This window comes from Roseateles rivi (genome assembly GCF_043555845.1).
Classification (GTDB): domain Bacteria; phylum Pseudomonadota; class Gammaproteobacteria; order Burkholderiales; family Burkholderiaceae_C; genus Roseateles; species Roseateles rivi.
In genome coordinates, this window is the sequence record NZ_JBIGHZ010000004.1 from 298438 (window position 1) to 319222 (window position 20785).

21 protein-coding genes and 1 pseudogene are annotated in these 20785 nt (G+C 64.3%); 12 read left to right on the plus strand and 10 right to left on the minus strand.

The features are described from left to right. Positions 1 to 2124: a 3-hydroxyacyl-CoA dehydrogenase NAD-binding domain-containing protein gene (locus ACG0Z6_RS11500; RefSeq protein WP_394461497.1), complete on the minus strand. Its 2124-nt coding sequence runs from the start codon at positions 2122 to 2124 to the stop codon at positions 1 to 3. Positions 2125 to 2137: 13 nt separating this feature from the next. Next, positions 2138 to 3346 carry an acetyl-CoA C-acetyltransferase gene (locus ACG0Z6_RS11505; protein WP_394461499.1) on the minus strand — a complete coding sequence of 403 codons (1209 nt, stop codon included), beginning with the start codon at positions 3344 to 3346 and terminating at the stop codon, positions 2138 to 2140. A gap of 164 nt (positions 3347 to 3510) precedes the next feature. Here ACG0Z6_RS11505 and ACG0Z6_RS11510 point away from each other — a divergent pair, with 164 nt between their 5' ends. From ACG0Z6_RS11510 to ACG0Z6_RS11540, 7 genes are all read left to right on the plus strand, one after another. Beyond that, complete coding sequence (locus tag ACG0Z6_RS11510) at positions 3511 to 4155, plus strand: TetR/AcrR family transcriptional regulator (RefSeq protein WP_394461501.1); 645 nt, start codon at positions 3511 to 3513, stop codon at positions 4153 to 4155. Positions 4156 to 4303: 148 nt separating this feature from the next. Beyond that, positions 4304 to 5482, plus strand: coding sequence for an isovaleryl-CoA dehydrogenase (locus tag ACG0Z6_RS11515; protein WP_394461503.1), 1179 nt, complete (start codon positions 4304 to 4306; stop codon positions 5480 to 5482). A 34-nt stretch (positions 5483 to 5516) separates the two neighbouring features. Then, the gene (can, locus tag ACG0Z6_RS11520; protein ID WP_394461505.1) at positions 5517 to 6194 is read left to right on the plus strand and encodes a carbonate dehydratase; all 678 of its coding nucleotides are present in this window, start codon (positions 5517 to 5519) and stop codon (positions 6192 to 6194) included. 2 nt (positions 6195 to 6196) lie between these two features. Further along, entirely contained in the window at positions 6197 to 7951 is a 1755-nt protein-coding gene (gene aceK, locus ACG0Z6_RS11525) for a bifunctional isocitrate dehydrogenase kinase/phosphatase (RefSeq protein WP_394461507.1), read from the plus strand. A 39-nt stretch (positions 7952 to 7990) separates the two neighbouring features. Next, positions 7991 to 9169, plus strand: coding sequence for an acetyl-CoA C-acyltransferase (locus ACG0Z6_RS11530; RefSeq protein WP_394461509.1), 1179 nt, complete (start codon positions 7991 to 7993; stop codon positions 9167 to 9169). 13 nt (positions 9170 to 9182) lie between these two features. Further along, positions 9183 to 9713: a GNAT family N-acetyltransferase gene (locus tag ACG0Z6_RS11535; RefSeq protein ID WP_394461511.1), complete on the plus strand. Its 531-nt coding sequence runs from the start codon at positions 9183 to 9185 to the stop codon at positions 9711 to 9713. Between the two features lie 4 nt (positions 9714 to 9717). Then, the gene (locus ACG0Z6_RS11540; protein ID WP_394461513.1) at positions 9718 to 10248 is read left to right on the plus strand and encodes a DUF2867 domain-containing protein; all 531 of its coding nucleotides are present in this window, start codon (positions 9718 to 9720) and stop codon (positions 10246 to 10248) included. 31 nt (positions 10249 to 10279) lie between these two features. On the opposite strand, the gene ACG0Z6_RS11545 is transcribed toward ACG0Z6_RS11540, so the two are convergent. Together ACG0Z6_RS11545 and ACG0Z6_RS11550 are read right to left on the minus strand one after the other, a co-directional pair. After that, positions 10280 to 11068 carry a LamB/YcsF family protein gene (locus ACG0Z6_RS11545; protein WP_394461516.1) on the minus strand — a complete coding sequence of 263 codons (789 nt, stop codon included), beginning with the start codon at positions 11066 to 11068 and terminating at the stop codon, positions 10280 to 10282. Then, positions 11065 to 12150 carry a 5-oxoprolinase subunit C family protein gene (locus ACG0Z6_RS11550; protein ID WP_394461518.1) on the minus strand — a complete coding sequence of 362 codons (1086 nt, stop codon included), beginning with the start codon at positions 12148 to 12150 and terminating at the stop codon, positions 11065 to 11067. The genes ACG0Z6_RS11545 and ACG0Z6_RS11550 overlap by 4 nt, the downstream gene beginning before the upstream one ends. 369 nt (positions 12151 to 12519) lie before the next feature. Here ACG0Z6_RS11550 and ACG0Z6_RS11555 point away from each other — a divergent pair, with 369 nt between their 5' ends. Together ACG0Z6_RS11555 and ACG0Z6_RS11560 are read left to right on the plus strand one after the other, a co-directional pair. Then, the gene (locus ACG0Z6_RS11555; protein ID WP_394461951.1) at positions 12520 to 12750 is read left to right on the plus strand and encodes an antitoxin VbhA family protein; all 231 of its coding nucleotides are present in this window, start codon (positions 12520 to 12522) and stop codon (positions 12748 to 12750) included. Between the two features lie 259 nt (positions 12751 to 13009). Then, entirely contained in the window at positions 13010 to 14644 is a 1635-nt protein-coding gene (locus ACG0Z6_RS11560; RefSeq protein ID WP_394461520.1) for a hypothetical protein, read from the plus strand. A gap of 224 nt (positions 14645 to 14868) precedes the next feature. Here the strand turns inward: ACG0Z6_RS11560 and ACG0Z6_RS11565 are convergent, their stop codons facing one another. Continuing rightward, entirely contained in the window at positions 14869 to 15201 is a 333-nt protein-coding gene (locus ACG0Z6_RS11565; protein ID WP_394461522.1) for a transposase, read from the minus strand. 66 nt (positions 15202 to 15267) lie between these two features. Between ACG0Z6_RS11565 and ACG0Z6_RS11570 the strand changes: the two genes are divergently transcribed. After that, positions 15268 to 15471, plus strand: a complete 204-nt coding sequence (locus tag ACG0Z6_RS11570; protein ID WP_394461524.1) for a hypothetical protein — start codon at positions 15268 to 15270, stop codon at positions 15469 to 15471. 19 nt (positions 15472 to 15490) lie between these two features. Here the strand turns inward: ACG0Z6_RS11570 and ACG0Z6_RS11575 are convergent, their stop codons facing one another. The 5 genes and pseudogenes from ACG0Z6_RS11575 to ACG0Z6_RS11595 all read right to left on the minus strand — a co-directional run bounded on the left by ACG0Z6_RS11575 (position 15491) and on the right by ACG0Z6_RS11595 (position 18713). Continuing rightward, a complete protein-coding gene (locus ACG0Z6_RS11575; RefSeq protein ID WP_394461526.1) occupies positions 15491 to 16306 on the minus strand; it encodes a hypothetical protein in 816 nt (271 codons plus the stop codon). A gap of 110 nt (positions 16307 to 16416) precedes the next feature. After that, positions 16417 to 16977 carry a hypothetical protein gene (locus tag ACG0Z6_RS11580; protein ID WP_394461528.1) on the minus strand — a complete coding sequence of 187 codons (561 nt, stop codon included), beginning with the start codon at positions 16975 to 16977 and terminating at the stop codon, positions 16417 to 16419. A 290-nt stretch (positions 16978 to 17267) separates the two neighbouring features. Next, positions 17268 to 17375: pseudogene (locus tag ACG0Z6_RS11585) on the minus strand (hypothetical protein); the annotation flags it as partial. Positions 17376 to 17387: 12 nt separating this feature from the next. After that, complete coding sequence (locus ACG0Z6_RS11590; RefSeq protein ID WP_394461530.1) at positions 17388 to 18164, minus strand: 5-oxoprolinase subunit B family protein; 777 nt, start codon at positions 18162 to 18164, stop codon at positions 17388 to 17390. Between the two features lie 48 nt (positions 18165 to 18212). Then, positions 18213 to 18713, minus strand: a complete 501-nt coding sequence (locus tag ACG0Z6_RS11595; RefSeq protein ID WP_394461532.1) for a DUF6622 family protein — start codon at positions 18711 to 18713, stop codon at positions 18213 to 18215. A gap of 294 nt (positions 18714 to 19007) precedes the next feature. Between ACG0Z6_RS11595 and ACG0Z6_RS11600 the strand changes: the two genes are divergently transcribed. Further along, complete coding sequence (locus ACG0Z6_RS11600) at positions 19008 to 19316, plus strand: hypothetical protein (RefSeq protein ID WP_394461534.1); 309 nt, start codon at positions 19008 to 19010, stop codon at positions 19314 to 19316. A gap of 107 nt (positions 19317 to 19423) precedes the next feature. Further along, the gene (locus tag ACG0Z6_RS11605; protein ID WP_394461536.1) at positions 19424 to 20755 is read left to right on the plus strand and encodes a glycoside hydrolase family 18 protein; all 1332 of its coding nucleotides are present in this window, start codon (positions 19424 to 19426) and stop codon (positions 20753 to 20755) included. The last annotated feature ends 30 nt before the right edge of the window (positions 20756 to 20785 follow it).

The following is a 20785-nucleotide window of genomic DNA, read 5'->3' on the forward strand; positions in this document are numbered from 1 at the left end:
TCAGTGCGGGTAGAAGGCTTCGCCGCGCTGCTGCATCTGCACCAGGCGCTGCGGTGGCGCAAAGCGCGCGCCGTGTTGGCGGCAGAGCTGCTCGCAGCGCTGCACCACGCGGTTCACGCCCTGGCTGTGGATTTCGCCAAATGGGCCGCCGCGCGCCGCCGGGAAGCCCCAGCCCAGCACGGCACCGACATCGCCATCGAGCGCGCTGTGCAGCACGCCTTCTTCCAGGCAGCGCACGGCCTCAATGCACTGCGCCATCAAGAGCCGCTCCACCACGTCCTGCACATCGGGTTGATCGGGGCGCACCGCGTAGCGCTCGCCCAGACCCGCCCAGAGCTGCTTGGCTGCATCGGCGGGGTAGTCGTAAAAGCCTTTGCCGGACTTGCGCCCAATGCGGCCCCACTCCACCATCTGGCGCGCCACGATATGGCCGGGGTGGGCACGGTAATCTGCGCCCAAGTCGATCTGGGTCTGGCGGTCGATGCGTGCGATCAACTCCGAGGAGACCTCATCGGTCAGCGCCAGCGGGCCCACGGGCATGCCCACTTGCAGGCCGGCGTTTTCAATCAAGGCCGGTGCCACGCCCTCGGCCAGCAGCGCCAGGCCTTCCAGCACATAGGTGGAGAACACGCGGCTGGTGTAGAAGCCGCGCGAGTCGTTCACCACGATGGGCGTTTTGCCCAGCTGTCGCACAAAGGCCAGCGCGCGCGCCAGCGTGGCTGCACTGGTTTGCTGGCCCATGATCACCTCCACCAGCGGCATCTTGTCCACAGGGGAGAAGAAGTGCAGGCCGATGAACTGCTCAGGGCGCTTGCTGGCCTCGGCCAGCCCCGTGATGGGCAGCGTGGAGGTGTTGGTGGCAAACACCGTGTCGGCGGTGGTCAGGGCTTCGGTTTGTGCGGTGACGCGGGCTTTGAGCGCACGGTCCTCAAACACCGCCTCCACCACCAGATCGCTGCCGGTCAGGTCGGTGTACTCGGCGCTGGGTTGGATGCGTGCCAGCAGGGCTTGGGCCTGGCGGGCGGCATCGTCACCGCGTGCCAGCTGCTTGGCCAGCAGTTGTTCGGAATAGGCCTTGCCGCGCTGCGCTTGCTCCAGTGTGGCGTCCAGCAACACCACCGGCAGACCAGCTTTGGCTGCGGCGTAGGCAATGCCCGCGCCCATCATGCCCGCGCCCAGCACGCCCACACGCTGGGCTTTTGGGGTGGGCTGTGGGCCTGCGCTGAGGGCCGCTGGTTTGTTGGCCGCCTGCATGCCGAAGAACAGCGTGCGGATCATGGCCTTGCAGGCGGGCTGCACCACGGTGTGGGCAAAGAAGCGCGCCTCCACGGCCAGGCCGGTGTCGATGTCGCAGGGGCCGCCGTGCACCACGCAGCTCAGTATGTCCAGCAGCTGCGGCTGCAAGCCCTGTGCGCGTTTGCGCAGCATGGCATTGGCCACGGTGAGCGCCTGCACCACGCCGGGGCTGCTCATGCTGCCGCCGGGCAGCTTGAAGTCTTTGCGGTCCCAGGGCTGCTGGGCGTGAGCCTTGTCGCTTTGCAGCCAGGCCAGCGCTGCATCTACTTCCTGGCCGGGCTCCACCGCAGCGTTGAGCAAGCCATGCTGCAGTGCCTCGGCGGCGCGCAGTTTTTTGCCCTCCAGCAGCAGCGGCAACGCGGCCACGGCGCCAACCATGCGCAGCATGCGCTGCGTGCCGCCGCCGCCGGGCAGCAAGCCCAGTGTGGCTTCGGGCAGGCCAAAGCGTGCCTTGGGGTCGGTGGTGCCTACGCGGTAGTGCGCAGCCAGCGCCACTTCAAGACCGCCGCCCAGGGCCGAGCCGCTGATGGCCACGGCCACGGGCTTGCCGCAGGTCTCCAGACGGCGCTGCGCGCGGTGCCAGTCTTTGGAGCGCTGCTGCATCAGCGCGGGGTCGGTGGCTTGCAGCAGCCACTGCAGGTCACCCCCGGCGATGAAGTCGCTCTTGGCCGAGCTCATGAGCACGCCGCTGATGGTGGGGTCGGTGCAGACGCGCTCAATCACCTCGAAGTAGGCCGCGCAGCTCTCGTCGTTGATGAGGTTTTGGGATTTGCTGGGGTGGTTCCAGACGATGTGGGCGATGCCGCCACGAATGCTCAGGTCGATCATCTTGGGGTCCTCCTCAGATGCGCTCAATGATGGTGGCCGTGCCCATGCCCGCGCCCACGCACAGCGTGGCCAGGCCCACGTATTGGTCGCGGCGCTCCAGCTCGTCGAGCAAGATGCCCAAAATCATGGCGCCCGTCGCACCCAGCGGGTGGCCCATGGCGATGGCGCCACCGTTGACGTTGATGCGATCGTGCGGGACTTTGAGCACGTCCATAAAGCGCAGCACCACCGAGGCAAAAGCTTCGTTGAGCTCCCACAGCTGAATGTCCGAGACACCCATGCCCGCGCGCTTGAGCGCCTTTTCGGCGGCATAGCTGGGGCCCGTGAGCATGATGCTGGGCTCGGAGCCGATGGAGGCAAAGCTGCGAATGCGCGCGCGTGGCTTGAGCCCGGCGCGCTTGCCCGCCTCCAGCGAACCCACCAGGACTGCCGAGGCGCCGTCCACCATGCCCGAGCTGTTGCCCGCGTGGTGCACGTGCTCGATGCTGGCCAGTTCGGGGTAGCGCTGGCGGATCACGGCGTCAAAGCCCGCCTTCTCGCCCATGTCGGCAAAAGAGGGCTTGAGCTTGCCCAGGCTCTCCAGGCTGGTCTCAGGGCGGATGCATTCATCGGCCGTCAGCACTGGCAGGCCGTTGATGTCCAGCACTGGCACCACGCTTTTGTTGAACCAGCCCTGGCTGGCGGCGTGGTGGGCGCGCTGGTGGCTGGCCACGGCATAGGCGTCCACATCCCTGCGGCTGTAGCCCCACTTGGTGGCGATGGCATCGGCCGAAATACCCTGCGGCACGAAATAGGTTTTGTGCGCGATTTGCGGGTCGGTCATCCAAGCGCCACCGCTGGCCCCCATGGCCACGCGCGACATGCTCTCCACCCCGCCGCCGATGGCAAACAGGCTCTGTCCGCTCATCACTTGCGCGGCAGCCATGTTCACGGCCTCCAGACCGGAGGCGCAGAAGCGGTTGACCTGCACACCCGCCACGCTCTGGGCGTAGTCGGCCGCCAGCACCGCCAGGCGCCCAATGCAAGCACCTTGCTCACCCACGGGCTCCACGCAGCCCAGCACCACATCGTCCACCAGCGCGGTGTCCAGCGACAAGCGCTCGCGCAGCGCGCTCAGTGCAGTAGCCGCCAGATGCAGCGGCGTGACGCCGTGCAAGCTGCCGTCTTTTTTTCCTTTGCCGCGCGGCGTGCGCACGGCGTCGTAAATATAGGCATCTGCCACTTGCATACTCCTTGATCTGGACACCCCGCCAAGAAGTTGGGGGAATGTGCTAAAAATAGGTCACGTGACCTATCCATAATCGGCGACGCTTCTGCCCCATGTCAAGCACGCAGCCGTGCCCCTGGGGTTAGTCCGAATTCGTCAGAACAACACGAACCGCGGTGATGAAAGAACTTGTTGCGCAGAACCTGCAGAGCAAGGCCAGCCAAACTACAGCCAAGGGCTTGGGGCGTGCCGAAGAGATCCTGGTACATGCCCGCCAACTGTTGGTGCGCCAAGGCAGCGCGGGTTTGAGTTTGCGGGCGCTGGCGCAGTCGGTGGGCATGAGCCTGTCCAACTTGCAGCACTATTTCCCGGGTCGTGAGGCTTTGCTGCAGTCTTTGGTGCGCGTGACTTTGGTGCGTTACCAGCAAGGCGTGGATGCGCAGCTGCGCGCACATGCCCAGCACGGCGCGGAGCGCCAGCTCGACGCCGTGCTGGAGTATTTGCTGCGCGACTTGGACGACGCGACCTCGCGCGGCTTCTTGCTGGCGCTGTGGGACATGGCCGAGCGCGAGCAGTTCGCAGCGGCGCTGCACTCGGAATTCCAGCGCCGCGCCATTGGCGTGATTGCTGCCGTGCTGCGCGATGTGGGCCCCGCGCGCAGCGAGGCGCTGCGTCGGCGCGTGGCCGTGCAGATGCTGGCCTGCATCCAGGGCATGGCCACGGCCGCACACAACTCCGCGTTGCGCCGCGCGCGCGCGCGGCGCGACCTGCACGAGCTGCTCATGGCCGTGGCTCTGGGCCATGCGTGGGGTGTGATGGCCTGAGCGCGTGTGGTGCCGGGAGGGGGGCAGGTGCATGCCCGTGTTTGCCCTCGGTGTTTCCCCCGGGGGGGTGCATAGAATCGATCCTTACGTTTACGTAAACGTAAACGTCGACTGGCGTTCCTTCGAGCGTCATGAAAGGAGCTATCTGATGAACTTGCCTGGTTTGAACTTTCAGTTGGGTGAAGACATTGACGCGTTGCGTGATGCCGTGCGCGACTTTGCCCAGGCGGAGATCGCCCCGCGCGCTGCGGAGATGGACCGCAGCGACCAATTCCCCATGGACCTCTGGCGCAAGATGGGCGATTTGGGCGTGCTGGGCATCACCGTGCCCGAGGTCTATGGCGGCGCGCAGATGGGCTACTTGGCGCACATGGTGGCCATGGAAGAAATCAGCCGCGCCAGTGCTTCGGTGGGCCTGTCCTACGGCGCGCACAGCAATCTGTGTGTGAACCAAATCAACCGCAACGGCAACGAGGCGCAAAAACAAAAGTACCTGCCCAAGCTCATCAGTGGCGAGCATGTGGGCGCCCTGGCCATGAGCGAGCCCGGAGCGGGCTCTGATGTGATCAGCATGAAGCTGCGCGCCGAAGACAAAGGCGGCTACTACCTGCTCAACGGCAGCAAGATGTGGATCACCAACGGCCCGGATGCCGACACCCTGGTGGTCTATGGCAAGACCGAGCCCGAGGCGGGCGCCAAGGGCGTGACGGCGTTTTTGATTGAAAAAGGCATGCCCGGCTTTTCCGTGGCGCAAAAGCTCGACAAGCTGGGCATGCGTGGCAGCCATACCGGCGAGCTGGTGTTCCAAAACGTGGAAGTCCCGGCGGAAAACGTGCTGGGTGCCGTCAACGGTGGGGCCAAGGTGCTGATGTCGGGCCTGGACTACGAGCGCGCCGTGCTCACCGGCGGCCCACTGGGGCTGATGCAAGCGGTGATGGACAACGTTGTGCCCTACATCCATGAGCGCAAGCAATTCGGTCAGAGCATTGGCGAGTTCCAGCTCATCCAGGGCAAAGTGGCCGACATGTACACGGTGCTGCAGGCCGGGCGCAGCTTTGCCTACACCGTGGCCAAAAACCTCGATCTGCTGGGCACTGAGCACGTGCGCCAGGTGCGCAAGGACTGTGCTTCGGTGATTCTGTGGACCGCTGAAAAAGCCACCTGGATGGCCGGTGAGGGCATTCAAATCTTTGGCGGCAATGGCTACATCAACGAGTACCCCTTGGGACGACTCTGGCGCGACGCCAAGCTCTACGAAATCGGGGCGGGCACCAGTGAAATCCGTCGCATGTTGATTGGCCGCGAGCTGTTTGCCGAAACCGCCTGACCCCGCGGCAGTGGCAGGGCCGACAATGGCGCGCATGAGCACCGAACTTCAAGAACTGCTGGACAACAACCGCCAATGGGCTGCCGACACTGAGGCGCGCGAGCCGGGATTCTTCTCGCGCTTGCTGCGCCAGCAAACGCCGCAATACCTCTGGATCGGTTGTGCCGACAGCCGCGTGCCCGCCAACGAGCTGGTGAACCTGCTGCCGGGTGAGCTCTTCGTGCACCGCAACGTGGCCAATGTGGTGGTGCACTCTGATCTGAACTGCCTCTCGGTCATGCAGTTTGCGGTGGACCAGTTGCAGGTCAAGCACGTCATCATCGTCGGCCACAGCAACTGCGGCGGCGTCAAAGCCGCGCTGCAAGACAGGCGCGTGGGCCTGGTGGACAACTGGCTGCGCCACGTGCAGGACGTGCGCAACGCCCACCAAAGCTGGCTGGACACCTTGCCCGAGTCGCAGCGCGTGGACGCGCTGTGCGAGCTCAATGTGCTGGAGCAGGCGCGCAACGCCTGCCAAACCACCGTGGTGCAAGACGCCTGGGCGCGAGGCCAGGCCGTGGTGGTGCATGGCTGGGTGTATGGGTTGCACAACGGCCTGCTCGAAGACTTGCGCATGACTGTGGCCTGCGCTGAGGATGTGCACAGCGCCTACCGGCGCGCGCTGGCGCGTGTGCACCAGCGCTACCAGGACCTCCGCCCGCCCACGCCCTGACCATGCTGCCTCAGAAGCTCACCGACGCCCGCGCTTACGACATCGCCAGCGCCCTCTTGGAGGGCTTCAACAAACACTACCGGCTCTTTCGCGCCACCTCAGCAGCGGCCAAACGCCGCTTTGAGGCCGCCGATTGGCACGGCCAGCAGCGCGCCCAGCGCGAGCGCATCGAGTTCTACGACCAGCGTGTGGGCGAAGCGGCGGCGCATCTGCAAGAAGCCTTTGGGGCCCAGCACCTGCCCATGGAGCTGTGGGAACAGGTCAAGCTGCACTACATCGGCCTGCTCACCAACCACCTGCAGCCCGAGCTGGCCGAGACCTTTTTCAACTCGGTGTGCACGCGCATCCTGCACCGCAGCTACTTCCACAACAACTTCATCTTCGTGCGCCCGGCGGTGTCCACCGAGTACATCGAAAACGATGAACCCGGCGCCACCCCCACCTTTCGCAGCTATTACCCCAGCAGCGACGGCTTGCACGACACCTTTGTGCGGCTGATCCACAACTTCCAGCTGCAGCGCCCTTTTGAAGACCTCGCGCGCGACGTGCGCCGCGTGCTGGCCGAGCTGGCGCGCGACGCGCAAGTCAGCCGCTGGCGCACCAACTTCCAGGTGCAGGTGCTGGCCAGCTTGTTCTACCGCAACAAGGGCGCTTACGTGGTGGGGCGCATCATCAACGGCTTCAACGAAATGCCGTTTGCCCTGCCCATCTTGCACAACGCCAAAGGCCAGCTCTACATCGACGCCGTGCTCATGGGCGCGGACGATTTGCAGGTGCTGTTCTCCTTCGCGCGGGCCTACTTCATGGTGGACATGGAAGTGCCCAGCGCCTATGTGCAGTTCCTGCGCTCGCTCATGCCGCGCAAACCCCGCGCCGAGATCTACAGCGCCCTGGGCCTGCAAAAGCACGGCAAAAACCTCTTCTACCGCGACCTGCTCTACCACCTGCGCCACAGCAGCGACAAGTTCCGCATCGCGCCGGGCATCAAGGGCATGGTGATGCTGGTGTTTGACCTGCCCAGCTACCCCTTTGTGTTCAAGCTGATCAAGGACTACTACCCGCCGCAGAAAGACACCACGCGCGAACTCATCCAGAGCAAATACCTGCTGGTCAAACAGCACGACCGCGTGGGGCGCATGGCCGACACGCTGGAGTTCAGCAACGTGGCGCTGCCGCGCTACCGCTTTGAAGAAGAGCTCATCCGCGAGCTGCAGACCTTTTGCCCCTCGCTGCTGGAGACGCAGGGCGAGGACTTGATCCTGCGCCACGTCTACATCGAGCGGCGCATGGTGCCGCTCAACCTCTACATCCAAGAAGCCAACAGCGAGCAGCTCGAGCGCGCCGTGCTGGAGTACGGCAACGCCATCAAAGACCTGGTGGCGGCCAACATCTTCCCCGGCGACATGCTGTGGAAGAACTTCGGCGTCACGCGCCACGGCAAGGTGGTGTTCTACGACTACGACGAAATCGAATACATCACCGACTGCAACTTCCGCCGCGTGCCCGAGCCGCGCAACGAGGAAGACGAAATGTCCGGCGAGATCTGGTACCAGGTCGGCCCGCGCGATGTGTTCCCCGAAACCTTCGCGCCGTTTTTGCTGGGCCACAGCGGCGTGCGCGAAGTCTTCATGCGCCACCACGCCGATTTGCTGGACCCGGCCTTCTGGCAAGCGCACAAAGAGCGCATCCAGCAAGGCCATGTTCACGACGTGTTCCCCTACGAAGTGCACCGCCGCTTTGGCGCGGCACCGCCCTGATTTTTGACCCTCAACATCGACACACAAGGAGGACTCACCATGTCTGACCCCATCGTCATCGTTTCCGCCGCCCGCACCCCCATGGGCGGCTTGCTGGGTGAACTCGCCGGGCTGCAAGCCTGGGAGCTGGCCGCCACCGCCATCCAGGCCGCCGTGGCGCGCTCGGGCGTGCCCGGCGACGCCATTCAAGAAGCCTTCATCGGCAACTGCCTCATGGCCGGCCAGGGCCAGGCCCCGGCGCGCCAAGCCGTGCTCAAGGCCGGCTTGCCGCAGTCGGTGGGCGCGGTCACGCTGTCCAAGATGTGCGGCGCAGGCATGCGCGCGCTCATGTTTGCGCACGACACGCTCAAGGCCGGCAGCGCGGATGTGCTCATCGCCGGGGGCATGGAGAGCATGAGCAACGCCCCGCACCTGATCTTTGCGCGCAAGGGCGTGAAGTACGGCGCTGCGCCCATGTACGACCACATGGCGCTGGACGGCCTGGAAGACGCTTACGAGCGCGGCAAGGCCATGGGCGTGTTTGCCGAGTCCTGCGTGACGCACTACGGCTTCACGCGTGAGGCGCAAGACCAATTCGCCATCACCTCCACCGAGCGCGCCAAACGCGCCAACGAAGACGGCAGCTTCGACTGGGAAATGGCCCCCGTCACCCTGTCTGGCCGCAACGGCCCCACCGTGGTGAGCCGCGACGAGCAGCCCTTCAAAGCCAAGCTCGACAAGATTGCTGGCCTCAAGCCCGCGTTCAAAAAGGACGGCACCATCACCGCCGCCACGGCGTCCTCCATCAGCGATGGCGCGGCCGCCCTGGTGCTGATGCGCGCCTCCACGGCCGAGCAAATGGGCCTGAGCCCCATAGCCCGCATCGTCGGCACGGCGGTGCACGCCAACGCGCCTGAGTGGTTCACCACCGCCCCGGTGGGCGCCATTCAAAAGCTGCTGGCCAAAAACGGCTGGGAGCCCAAGAGCGTGGACCTGTGGGAAGTCAACGAAGCCTTTGCCGCCGTGACCATGGCCGCCATGGCCGAGTTCAAGCTGCCCCACGACATCGTTAACGTCCACGGCGGCGCTGTGGCGCTGGGTCACCCCATCGGTGCCTCTGGCGCCCGCATCGTGGTGAGCCTGCTGGGTGCGCTCAAAAAACGCGGCGCCAAGCGCGGCGTGGCATCGCTGTGCATCGGCGGCGGCGAGGCCACGGCCCTGGGCGTGGAACTCCTCTGAGGCGCACCCTCGCATGAGCACGCTGCACACGCCGCGTCTGGTGCTCGAGCCCATGCGGCTCGAGCACCTCGACGACCTCGACGCCATGAACGCCGACCCCGAGGTCATGCGCTACATCAAGGGCCACGGCGTCAGCCGTGAAGAAACCCTGGCCATGATCGAGCGCGTGCAGCAGCGCTGGGCCGAGTTCGGCTTCTCGTGGTGGAGCTTTGTCGAGCGCGACAGCGGCCGCGTCATCGGCGCGGGCTGTGTGCAGCACCTCAACCGCGACCGCAACAACCCGCTGGAAACCGGCTGGCGCTTGCGGCGCGACCGCTGGGGCCTGGGCTATGCCAGCGAAGCCGCGCGCCACATGGCCGCCTTTGCGTTCGACACCCTCAACGCACCGCTGCTCACCGCGGTGTGCCAGCCCGACAACCTCGCCAGCGCCCACGTCATGCAAAAACTCGGCATGCAAGAAGGCCCGCGCGGACACTTCTACGACATGGAGTGCCGCTACTTCGCCATGACCCAGGCACAGTGGCGGGACAGTGTTAAAGCTTGAGCGCATGACCCCCACCACCGTCCGCGAAGTGGCAGCGCCGCCAGACAGCCATGTGGCGCAGCTCTTGCCCGGCGCCTATTTCCACGATGCCTGGGCGGTGGATCTGGCCGATGGGCGGGCCAACGCCATGAGTCTGGCGCTGCGCGTGTTTCAGCAAACACCGCCGTGGATTGATGGGCTGATGGGCCTGCGTAACCGCTTGGCCGGACTTGCGGGGCTCAAAAACGTAGGGACCTTGGCGGACCTAGACCCGGGCAAGCCCAGCGCGGCCTATCAGCTCGGTGATCGCGTGGGCATCTTCACGCTGTGCTTGCGCAGCGAAGCGGAGGTGCTCATGGGCATCGACGACAAGCACCTGAAGGTGGTGGTTTCGCTGCACAGGGCGCAGCTTCAGGCCGACGCGCGCACCACCGCGACCATCACCACCGTGGTGCATGTGCACAACTGGCTGGGGCGGCTCTACATGCTGCCGGTGACACCCGTTCATCGCGTGATTGCCAAGCGCATGACAGGCCTGCTGTTGCAGCCCGCCTGAGGTTTTTGAGACCTCCGCCGCTGAGTCGCACTCAGGCCGCCAGCACCTCGCTCAGGCTGGCGAGTTGGTAGCCCGCCGCGCGCAGCCCGCTGTGCAGGGCTTGCGCGGTGGCCAGGGCTTCGGGGCTGTCGCCATGCACGCAGACGCTGTGAATGGCGGTGGGCAGGGGCGGGCCGTCGGGGCTGATGAGGGCCTCGGCGCGCAGCATGGCCAGCACATGGGCCAGAGCCTCGGCGGAGTCGTGGATGACGGCGCCAGCTTGGCTGCGCGGCTGCAGCTGGCCGTCGGGCAGGTAGCGGCGGTCGGCAAACACTTCCAGCGCCACGCGCAGCCCCGCTTGGCGGCCTGCATCGGCCAGTGCAGAGCAGGCCGGCGCCAGCAGGATGAGTTGCGCGTCCAGCGCCCGCACAGCAGCTGCCACCACGGCGGCCAGGGCCGGGTCGGCGCAGGCCATATTGCTCAGCGCCCCATGCGGCTTGACGTGGCTCAGGGCCGCGCCTTCGCTTTGGGCCATGGCCTGCAGCGCGCCGATTTGGTAGATCAGCAGCGCTTCGAGCTCATCGGGCGCGATGTCCATGCGGCGCCGGCCAAAACCTTGCAGATCGGGGAAGCTGGGGTGGGCGCCCAGGCTCACGCCCAGGGCCTGCGCGGCCCGCACGGTGCGGCGCATCACCAGCGGGTCACCGGCATGAAAGCCGCAGGCAATATTGGCCGCGCCCAGCCAGGGCAGCAGGGCTTGGTCCTGGCCCATGGTCCAGGCGCCAAAGCTCTCGCCCAGATCGGCGTTGAGGTTGATCAGGCGGGGGGTGCTGCGGTTCATGGTGTGGCGCTGGGGTTGAGGGCATTGATCATGCCGCTGACGAGGCTGTGCTGGTAGAGCGCGGCAAGGTCCACATCGCGGGGCACCGCGCAGGCCTGGCGCTGTGCGGCCCAGGCCTGCCAGCGCGCGGCTTGCGCTTGCGCGGCGGCGCGGGCCTGTTCGGGTGTGCAGGCCTCAAAGCGCAGCGCCGTGCCTTCGGGGGCTTGGGCCAGCGCGGGCAGGTCGGCCTGGATGACGCTGGCAATCTTGGGGTAGCCGCCCACGGTTTGGGCGTCGGCCAGCAGCACGATGGGCATGCCATCGGCGGGCACTTGCACGGCACCGGGCGCCACGGCGTCTGACCACATGCCCACGCCATGGCCTGCGCGCAAAGCCAGGGCCTGACCCTGCAGGCGCAGGCCCATGCGGTCTTGCGCGGCGCTGGCCTGCCAGGTCTGTGTCAAAAACTGGCTCCAGGCTTCGGGGCTGAAGTCCTGATGCTGCGGGCCGTGCAGCACGCGCAGGCGCAGCACGCCCGCCTCAGGCGCGGCGCTGACCCAGGGCTGGGGCGCGCGCCACAGCGGGCCTGGCGCCGCGCGAGCCGCTGCCAGGCTGTCTTGCGGCTGCAGCATGCGGCCATGCAAGCCACCGAGCCCCGCGCGCACATAGGTGGCGCGGCTGCCCAGCACGGGCGTGCACGCCACGCCACCGCCCAGGGCCAGGTAGACGCAGCGGCCCGGTGCGGGCTGGACGTGCAGCTGCTCCTGCGCGGCCAGGCGCAGACCTTGCCAGGGCAGGGCGGCTTGCCAAGAGGCCTCGGGTGCGGCGCGGCGGCGCAGCGTGGCGGCACCAGCCACGGCCAGGTCCAGCGCGGCCTCACCGGCTTGCAGGGTCAAGGGCAGGCCGCGCAGCTCCAGCACGGCGGCCTCAGGTGGGTTGTCCAACAGGGCGTTGGCGGCGTCGGCCAGGGGCTGGTCCAGGCAGCCGCTCACGGGCACGCCCACATGGCGCCAGCCGTAGCGGCCACGGTCTTGTACGGTGCAGCCTGCGCCGCCACTGAGCACGCGGGCGCTACCGGTCATTGGCGGGGTGGGCGTGTTCATGCGGTCGGCATGCTGGCCAGCGGAAGAAACGAGAAGCGCAAGGCATGGTGGCATCTCCTGGGGTGCCGAATTGTGCCGCTGGCAGCCCTGAGAGAGATGGTTGGGCTCATGGAAGTTCAAAAGGTACGGGCATGAGCATCGGCATCAGCCCATCCACTGCTTTGAATTGACCTACGAATTGAGCCACAAGATGCTCAAGCGCTTTCTTGAAAGCCGGCCTGACGCTGGCCAGAGTCAGTCAGTTGATCGCCAAGGCTGAGCGCAAGGAGCGGGAGGAATAGCTGGTGGGGGTAAATTTTTGAGACCTGCCCCTGGTCCCCTGACCCCGATCCCCTAAGGCCAGTATCAGCGACCTGCAGGCGCTCGCCGCTGGAGCAGGCCCTGGCCAGCACGCGCATCGAGGGCCATCAGCCCAGCGCGGAGTTCCTGGCGGACATGCAGGCCATAGTCGATGGCCAGCTCGGCGCCGAGGAGGCAAGGCGCAAGCTCATCGAGCGGGCTCGGGAGGCGGATTGGCGGAGTGGGGACTTCAGATTTGAGGTCACCACCTCATTCAGTTCGACAGCGCATTGGGGGATTTATACAGTGGTCTCGCAATGACGCATTCGAGGAGATGTGCAGAGATTTATAGTCAGGAATGGGCATGTCAAATTTTTGGCCATGCCCATACACTACACGCCAACTGACCCAATTTTGTATCGAATATTTCCCGCCAATAAATATGCCATCTTCTCATGCCGAGTAATTTTCCGGCATGCAAGCTACAGAGGGCGAGTTCCTGGGCGTTTTGCACCTGCCAATTGCCATGGCAACAGCAGGTGATACGTAAATAGTGTTTAACCAGAGAGGAAATGGCGAAATGTTTCAAAAAACAATTTATTCCTGTAGTCGGGTGGGTTGCCTCGCACTGCTGGGCGTTTCGGTCAGTGCATGGGCGGCAGACGCCCCAAAGCCAGCCAACACATGCACGGGAACCTATCCAAGCTATTGGCAAGACATGGCTCCAAAATTTGTCGATATGTGGAAGGGCCAGACGATCACCAATGCACCCACCGGCGCATACGCCGGGCCCGTTTTCAAACTCTCCGACGACTATCCACGCCAGCGTGTTGACGATAAGGCCAATCAACCCTGGCGCTCGTCAAAATTCGACCCACTTTTTGACCCGTCAACCGCGCAAAATGTCAAAGAAAAGCTGGCCAAGGAATACGCTTGGCTTGTCTACAACTACATTTTGACCGGCAACGTAAACCGGCGAGAAAAGGAGGACTTTGACGTATGCGAAAACCCCGTACGCCCCTGGTATCACATCGCCTTCCAAACCTATGATCCCCTCAGCGGGCGTGAGTTCATTCACGGCCTCACACGCGAGGCCCCAGTTACCTTCTCCATCAAATCTGGCACCGGCTCTGCGGCAACCACCATGTGGGCTGTGGCAATTTACAACGCCACGGCGGCCTACACCCTGGGCACGGTCTGGCAAAAGGACGGTACTGCAAAAATTCGGACATCAAATATCAGGTTCGATGAAGGCGCTGTGATTGGAAAGCCCCTGTTCAACACAGCCACTTTGGACCAACTTCCAGTGCTTGCCAACATGCCGCGTTGGAATGCCAATATTTCTGATCCAGCATTTTGTCAACCTCCTGGCAATGCGACGATGGTCGAGCAATCCCGGCTCTGCCCACGGAATTACGCCAAATGGAATGACGTCCGATTGATGCAATTCGACATTTCGGTCTCCGATCACCGTGCTTCTAAAACAGGCTGGGTGTACGGCACTTTTGTGGCCGATGGCCTGCGCAAAGCCAAGGTTAAAGACCAGTGGCAACGTGTCAGTTTGTTGGGTTTGATGTGGGGTAACGATACGCCGCCTGAAGGTCAATTGGCATACAACTACCCGCCCAACCCAAGGAAAAACGGCTTCAAGCAGCAGGTCATATTTTGGGATGTGGTTGATGAATTGAACTCGCATGGCGGCACAGGCTCCGTGCAGCGCATGGGGCATTTGGGGTCCAATTTCCGCTTGAACGGACCTGCCGACAATGCCAATAGTTCGTGCATGTCCTGCCATGGCACGGCCTCTGTACCTGATGCCAAATTCACAACCCCACCCCTGTTGGCCCAATTTTCGGGGATGACCAAACAATCCGTGGCGCCGGTCAACGGATTGACCCATGTGGGCCAGGACCGCAGCGGCGCGGCCGCCAGCGTGGTCGACAATGTGACCTTCAGTGAGATGGATGCCATATATTTCGCCAATGTAATGGCGGGCACCTCGTTCAACATGACAACAAAAAATGGAAAGGTCAATGTCATGGGTGACGGCGTACCAAACTACCCAAACCCCGCTCAAAAGCAATGGATTTCATTGGACTATTCCCTGCAGCTTTCAATATCTCTGAAGCAGTGGATGCAGTGGCAAGCGGATCAGGCCGCACAGACGCCCCATGAGGAGCGAAAGTTCGTAAAAGCTCTGCGCCGCGCCGAGTAGTCCTCGCCCTTGCGCCGACAAAAGGCCGCTGAACCTCTTACAGGTCAGCGGCCTTGGTATTTGGGCGACTGGGAATGCCACCCCGAGACGAGACCGCTGCACAACCCACTTTCGCTCAAGGCTGAGCTGGCGCCCTCACCTCAAATTCCATATTGCGGGACTAAACCCGCGTTTCGGGTCCGTTTTGACGCGGTTTGAGCCCCTTTTCGGGCCCCCTGGGGCCCTCAGGACGGACTACTGCCTGTGAGTGGCTGCAGCCGTCCGCCTTGCAGCTTCCTCATCGCCTTGAGCAGGTTCAACCCCAGCGCCGCCCACGCCATCTGCGCCTGTGTCTTGGCCACCCCAAAGTACCGCGCTCGGCTCATGTGGAACCTTCTCTTCAGCGTCCCAAAGCCTTGCTCGACCTTGTAGCGCAGCGTGGCGATGGCCCTGTTCATCTGCGTTTGCAGCCGGTGCACCGGCTGGCCTCGGCTGCCCTTGAACTGGATCAGGTCGCCAATGCCTTTGCTCTGCAGGTACGCCCGGTTGGCCGCGCTGGCGTAGCCCTTGTCGGCCAACACGCCCTCGCGGAATTCGGGGTCTCAAATCTTAAGTCCCCACCCCGCCGATCCGCAGCCCGCTCGATGACTCTTCGCCGCACTGACCTGCCCCCGATCCCGCACAAGCTCGCTCGGCTGGTCTACGCGATGCTGAGCAAGGGCGAGGAATACACCGATGCGGGACAGGACTACTTCGAGGAACGCTACCGCGAGCGTGTGCTGCGCAACCTCACCGAGCGGGCCAAGAAACTGGGCTTGCAGATCGTTCTGGCGCCTCAACCCACCTGAAAACACCATTGCAGATCAACTACTTGGGGGGTGTTTCTTGAGAGGGGTCAGCTGGCTCATACCGCAGCAGCTCTGAACCCGCGAAATAGTTGCCATAGTACTCAGCACTGCGCGACCCGGGCTCGGAGAACTCGATGTAAGGAGCCGTGCAATGAGGGCAGCGGAAGGGATTGAGGTAGGCGAACCGCGATCCGTCGGGTGCTGTGGGCAACATTGCCTCCAAGGCCGCCAGTGCGACGGGATCTGGCTCGCCAAGCGCCACCGGAGCTCCGGCCAGGCGCGAGGAGACAATTAGTGTGTGCTTGCCCGAGGCCGAGTAGAAGTAACCGGACTCGCTAAAGCCCGAGTGGTAAGAACGGATCAGGAAGCTCCGATGGCACGAATCACACTCGCAAGAAAGGAGTGTGTTGCCAGCAGTGATCGTCCCACTGAAATGCAGTCCGCGCGCAAAAAGCCCCTTGCCCTTCAGTTGCTGGTTTGAAACGGCGGCGCCGGGCAGAAAGAACGGCTGAAATCGGATGCCCGTTGCATCTCCGCGACCAAAAGCTTCCGGATCGAAGTGCCGTGTTGGGCCTATGACGCAATCTGCTTGGCATGCCCTATTGATATGCACACGAACTGAGAAATGAGCCCAGCCAATTGAATCGCCAAGAGAATGGTTGTGAACGACGCCATCTGATGACGTGAAAGAAATAATAGAACCCGGTCGAACTTCAACGCTCGGGTTGAGATCAGAGGGCAATTGATCTTCAGTCACAGCGCCAATTATTGCCCCATCAAGCTCGATGGTTAGCAAAGCTGGCTGCTTCTTCTTGAGGAATTCGAGAATCTTCATCTGAGCCCTAATGGTTTTAGTTTGCCGGCATGCGAAAGAGTTGCGTAGCCGGGCAAAATGAAATGACGCCCGGAGGAGGAACGCTGGAGTATGTCCGGTTGAACGAAGGATTAGGCGTCAGCGGGGCTGATTGCGCGGAAGACAACATAGTCTTGCTTTTTCTCGTTCCAGCGAGAGTGCGATTCGATGATCACGGAAGAGTCTTGCGAGAACGCCTGAAACAGGCCGAGAAGGTCATCAATGCGGAACTCGTATGCACATTTGTGACGCATGTAGTCGGAAAAGACCAGCATTCCTGAGAATTTCGTCCCCTCTGACCATGTTTGCATCCAGTAGTAGTGGATAAGCTGGTTGCACACGTCAATCGCAGATAGCTGGACTTTCTCCGGATGATCCATGTCGAAGCAGTCCTCAGGCCAGTCAGATCCAGTGTAGGTAAATGGACGATCTCCTACCTTCTTGTACCGTATGACAGGCATGGCAGTCCGGCGTGCGGTGTCGTTCACTTTGGGACGTTCCAGTAGTGAGCGGACTTGAAATGCAACAAGCATTAGCTTGCGCTCGTAAAGAACGAGTTGCTTCTCTGTCCACCGACGGTAGCTTTGCTTCCGCTTCAGTTCAGAAATTTCAAGGCGCAATTGCTCGCGCCAGTATCGGGACTCGATCACCATTGAGGTTCAGTGCGGCAAGGGCATGCCCCCGTCTTATGACGCCTAACTATGTTTAGACACCCAGCGCACCCCTGCCTTCGCAGCCCAATGCGCCGGGAATTTTTTGAATCATAGGCGTCGGCCTCCGGTGCAAGCCATACCTTTGGGCGGTAGTTGGATATATCAACCAGCCAAAATTTTGGCGGGTGGAGGCTTGCAAAGAGCAGGGCCCGGTGCAGCCCGCTGGACGCGCTCTAGCGCTTAGCCCTCGCCGCCCAGGCCGTCTTCGCTGTCGAGGATTCAGTCAGGTCTCAAATCCTAAGTCCCCCCCGCCGATCCGCAGCCCGCTCGATGATCCTTCGCCGCACCTCCTCGGCGCTGAGCTGGCCGTCGACCATGGCCTGCATGTCTGCCAGGAACTCCGCGCTGGGCTAACGGTTCTCGATGGGCGCACTGGGTAGCGCAAAGTCTTGGCGGTGCACTGGGCCGGTGCGCAGGCGTTCTGCCAGGGCTTGGTACTGCGCGGCGCTGATGGGCTGCCAGCGCACGCAGTCCCCCGCGGCCAGCCAGGCGGGGCCGTCGGGGTGGTGCACGTCAAACAGTGGCAGCGGCGTGCGCCCCAGCAGGTGCCAGCCGCCAGGGCTTTCCCAGGGGTAGACACAGCATTGCGTGCCGGTGATGGCAATGGTTTGGGCCGGCACGCGCGCACGCGGCGTGGCGCGCCGTGGCAGGGCCAGTTCGGGCGGCAGCCCGCTCATGTAGGGGAAGCCGGGCAGAAAGCCCAGCAGGTCCACGCGCAGCGGCTGCGCGCACAGGCGCTGCACCACCTCGGCCTGGCTCAGGCCGCAGGCCTGCGCCACCTCGGGCAGGTCGCTCAGGTCCGGCAGTTCAAAGCAGGCGGGCAAGCACCAGTGGCGCGCGGCCTGAGCGGGCGTTGGCGCGTGTGGGGTGGCCTGCTGCTGCACCCAGCTCAGCAATTCCTCGCCGAGGCGTTCCGCAGCGTCGGTGCCAGCCGCTTCGGGGCGCAGAAACACGCTCATGCTGGTGAAGGCGCCCTGCACGTCACACACCAGGGCCCAGGGCCCGAGGCCTTGCTGCTGTGTGGCCCGTGCGCGCTCGGTCAGGGCCATGATGCGGCCGTGCATGGCCTCATCCCGAGGGCCTTCCAGCGCCAGGGTCCAAGCAAGGTCGCTCAGTGGCTTCAGCAAAAAACCGGGGCTTGGCATTGTGGCAGTGGCGGCAGGCAAAGCGGGGAATTATCCCGCTTGAATTTCCGCAGCAGCTTGGCCCGTGCGTGCGCAGCGCTCCACCGCCACGGCCCGGGCGCCAAAGCCCCCGCTCAAAGCGCCCAGGGCGGCGCTCATCAGGCCGATGAAGGCAAGGTCTTGCAGCAGGGGCGAGTGCGTGCCCGCGGCAAAGCCCAGCGCGAACTTGCAGGCAAAAATGCCCAGCAACAAAAACAGGGGCGTCCAGCTGCCGGGCATGTGCACCTTTTGGCCCTGCAGCTGCAGGCCACGCTGGGTCAGGCGCTGCGCACCCACCCAGGCGGCCACGCCATAGCCCAAGGCCCACAGCAGCAGCGCCAGGGGCTGTGGCCCAAACGCGCTGACCTCACCCCACAGCGACAGGCCCAGCATGGCCACGGCCAGCAGCGTCAGCGCAGCGGGCTTGACGCGGCGCGGCTTGGAGAGCCGGTAGCCCAGCGCCATCAGGCCAATAAACAGGGCAGGCACCCACACCGGAATTGCAGCTTGCATGATGTCTCCAACAGCAGTTGTGTTGGCCTGACTGTGCGCGCCGCCGTTCTGCGCCGCCGCTGCCGTGCGACGAATCAACAGCCCCTGGTGTGAACGGCAAGCGCAGTGGTTTGTGCGGCTTGCGGCTGCGTGGCCATGCATCACACAGGCGCGTATGGCGCGCGCGCAGACCCCCGCAACCATGGGGGGGAGGGGGTTCCCTTGAATGACCGAACGCCGAGGGTCTGTGCTGATACCGGGCCGAGGGGCCGCACCTATGCTGAGACTTCGATGTCTATACCCGGAGTGACAGGCATGCTTTCATTGAGCGGTTGGGCAGTAAAGGGTGGTTTGGCCTTGGCCACCACAGTGGGCCTGTTGGCCTTGGCCACGAATGCGCTATTTCCGCATTGGTCTGCGGTGCTGATGGTGGGGGTGGTGCTGGGCGGTGTGTTGGTGCTGGCGGGTTTGGGGGCGGCGGCGTGGCTGCTGCTGGCCTCTATGGAGCAATGGAGCTTGCAGCGCCAGCAGCCCAAGGGCGAGGACTGGCAGCTCTACCCCGCAGGCCAAAACCTGGACGCTGCTGCGCCCGCAGCACCCGTGGCGCCAGCGCAGCCACACTGAGGGACGGGCTTGCAGGCTTTGTGGGCTTTGCCGCCCGCAGGGCGCCCAACAGGGCTTGTGCTTGGCCGTAAGCTCCTGGGCTTTCAGGACCCAAGGAATAGAGCCCCATGAGCCCCGTGATTGCTCGCTTGCTGGCTGCGGCTGCTGGCGCCTGCCTGAGCTTGGCCGCTCAGGCCACCGAACCCGCCGTGACGGCAGCGCCCACGCTGCAAATGCCCAAGGCCGTCACCCAGGCCGATGCGCCCTATGCGCTCTTTGGTGCGCGCCATCGGCCCTTTGTGCGCAGCAGCAGCCAGGTGGTGGGCGTGTACGTGCCCAACTGGGAGCGCCCTGATCTCATCCAGCGCGTGCCCAGCGGCAATCTGAGCCATGTGCTTTATGCCTTCTTGCGCCTGTGCGGCCCGGGCCAGCTGGACAAAGACGCTGCCGCCTGCAAGGGCAAGCGCGACTTTGAGCTCACCACCAGCGCCACCGAGCAGCGCTTTGACCGCGCCTTTGCCGCCAAAAAACGCCAGGCCCCGCAGCTGCAGGTGCTGGCCTCGGTGGGCGGCTGGGGTGGCTCCGACCCCTTCTTCCACATGGCGCCAGACGCCGCCAAGCGCGCTGTGTTTGTGGCCTCGGTGCTGGACTTTTTGCGTGCCCACCCGGCCTTTGATGGCATCGACATCGACTGGGAGCACCCCGGCGGCAACGGCGCGGCCAATGGCGTGGCCCTGGGCAGCCCGCAGGACGGCGCGGCCTATGTGGCCTTGCTGCAGGACTTGCGCCACGCGCTCGACCAGCTCGGGGCTGACCGCGGGCGGCGCTACGCGCTGACCACCGCCATCAACACCACCCACACCGTGGTGCAGCGCGTGGACTGGCGCGCCGCCGCGCCGCTGCTGGACCTGGTGTTCCTGATGAGCTATGACTTCTACGGTGGCTGGTCGCCCCAGGCCGGGCACCACAGCACGCTGGCGCCGTCCGCGCCCGACGCCGACGACAGCCTCTTGCGTGCCGTGCGCAACCTCGAAGTGGCGGGCGTGCCGCGTGCCAAGCTGGTGGCCGGTGCGGCCATGTATGGGCGCGGCTTCAAGGGCGTGGCGCTGGCCGCGGACCAGCCTGCCACTGGCGCGGCCCACCGCGGTGCCTACCCTGGCCCCGAAGGCGCGCTGACGTACCGCGAGATTGCCAAGCAGATGCTGGGCCGCCACGGCCAGGGCCGTGCGGGCTACCAGGCGCGCTGGGACGCCACCACCCAGACGTGGGCGCTCTACCACGCCCAGGGGCAGCGCCTCATGGGCTATGACGACCCGCGCGCCGTGGCCGCCAAGGCGCAGTTCGCGCGCCTCAATGGCCTGGCCGGTGTGTTTGCCTGGGAGCTCAGCCAGGACAACGGCGATGTGCTCAACGCCATGAACTGGGGCGCGGGCCAGCAGCTGGCCCGACCCGCACGCTGAACTGCGCCCGCAGGCGTTGGCGCTGGCGCA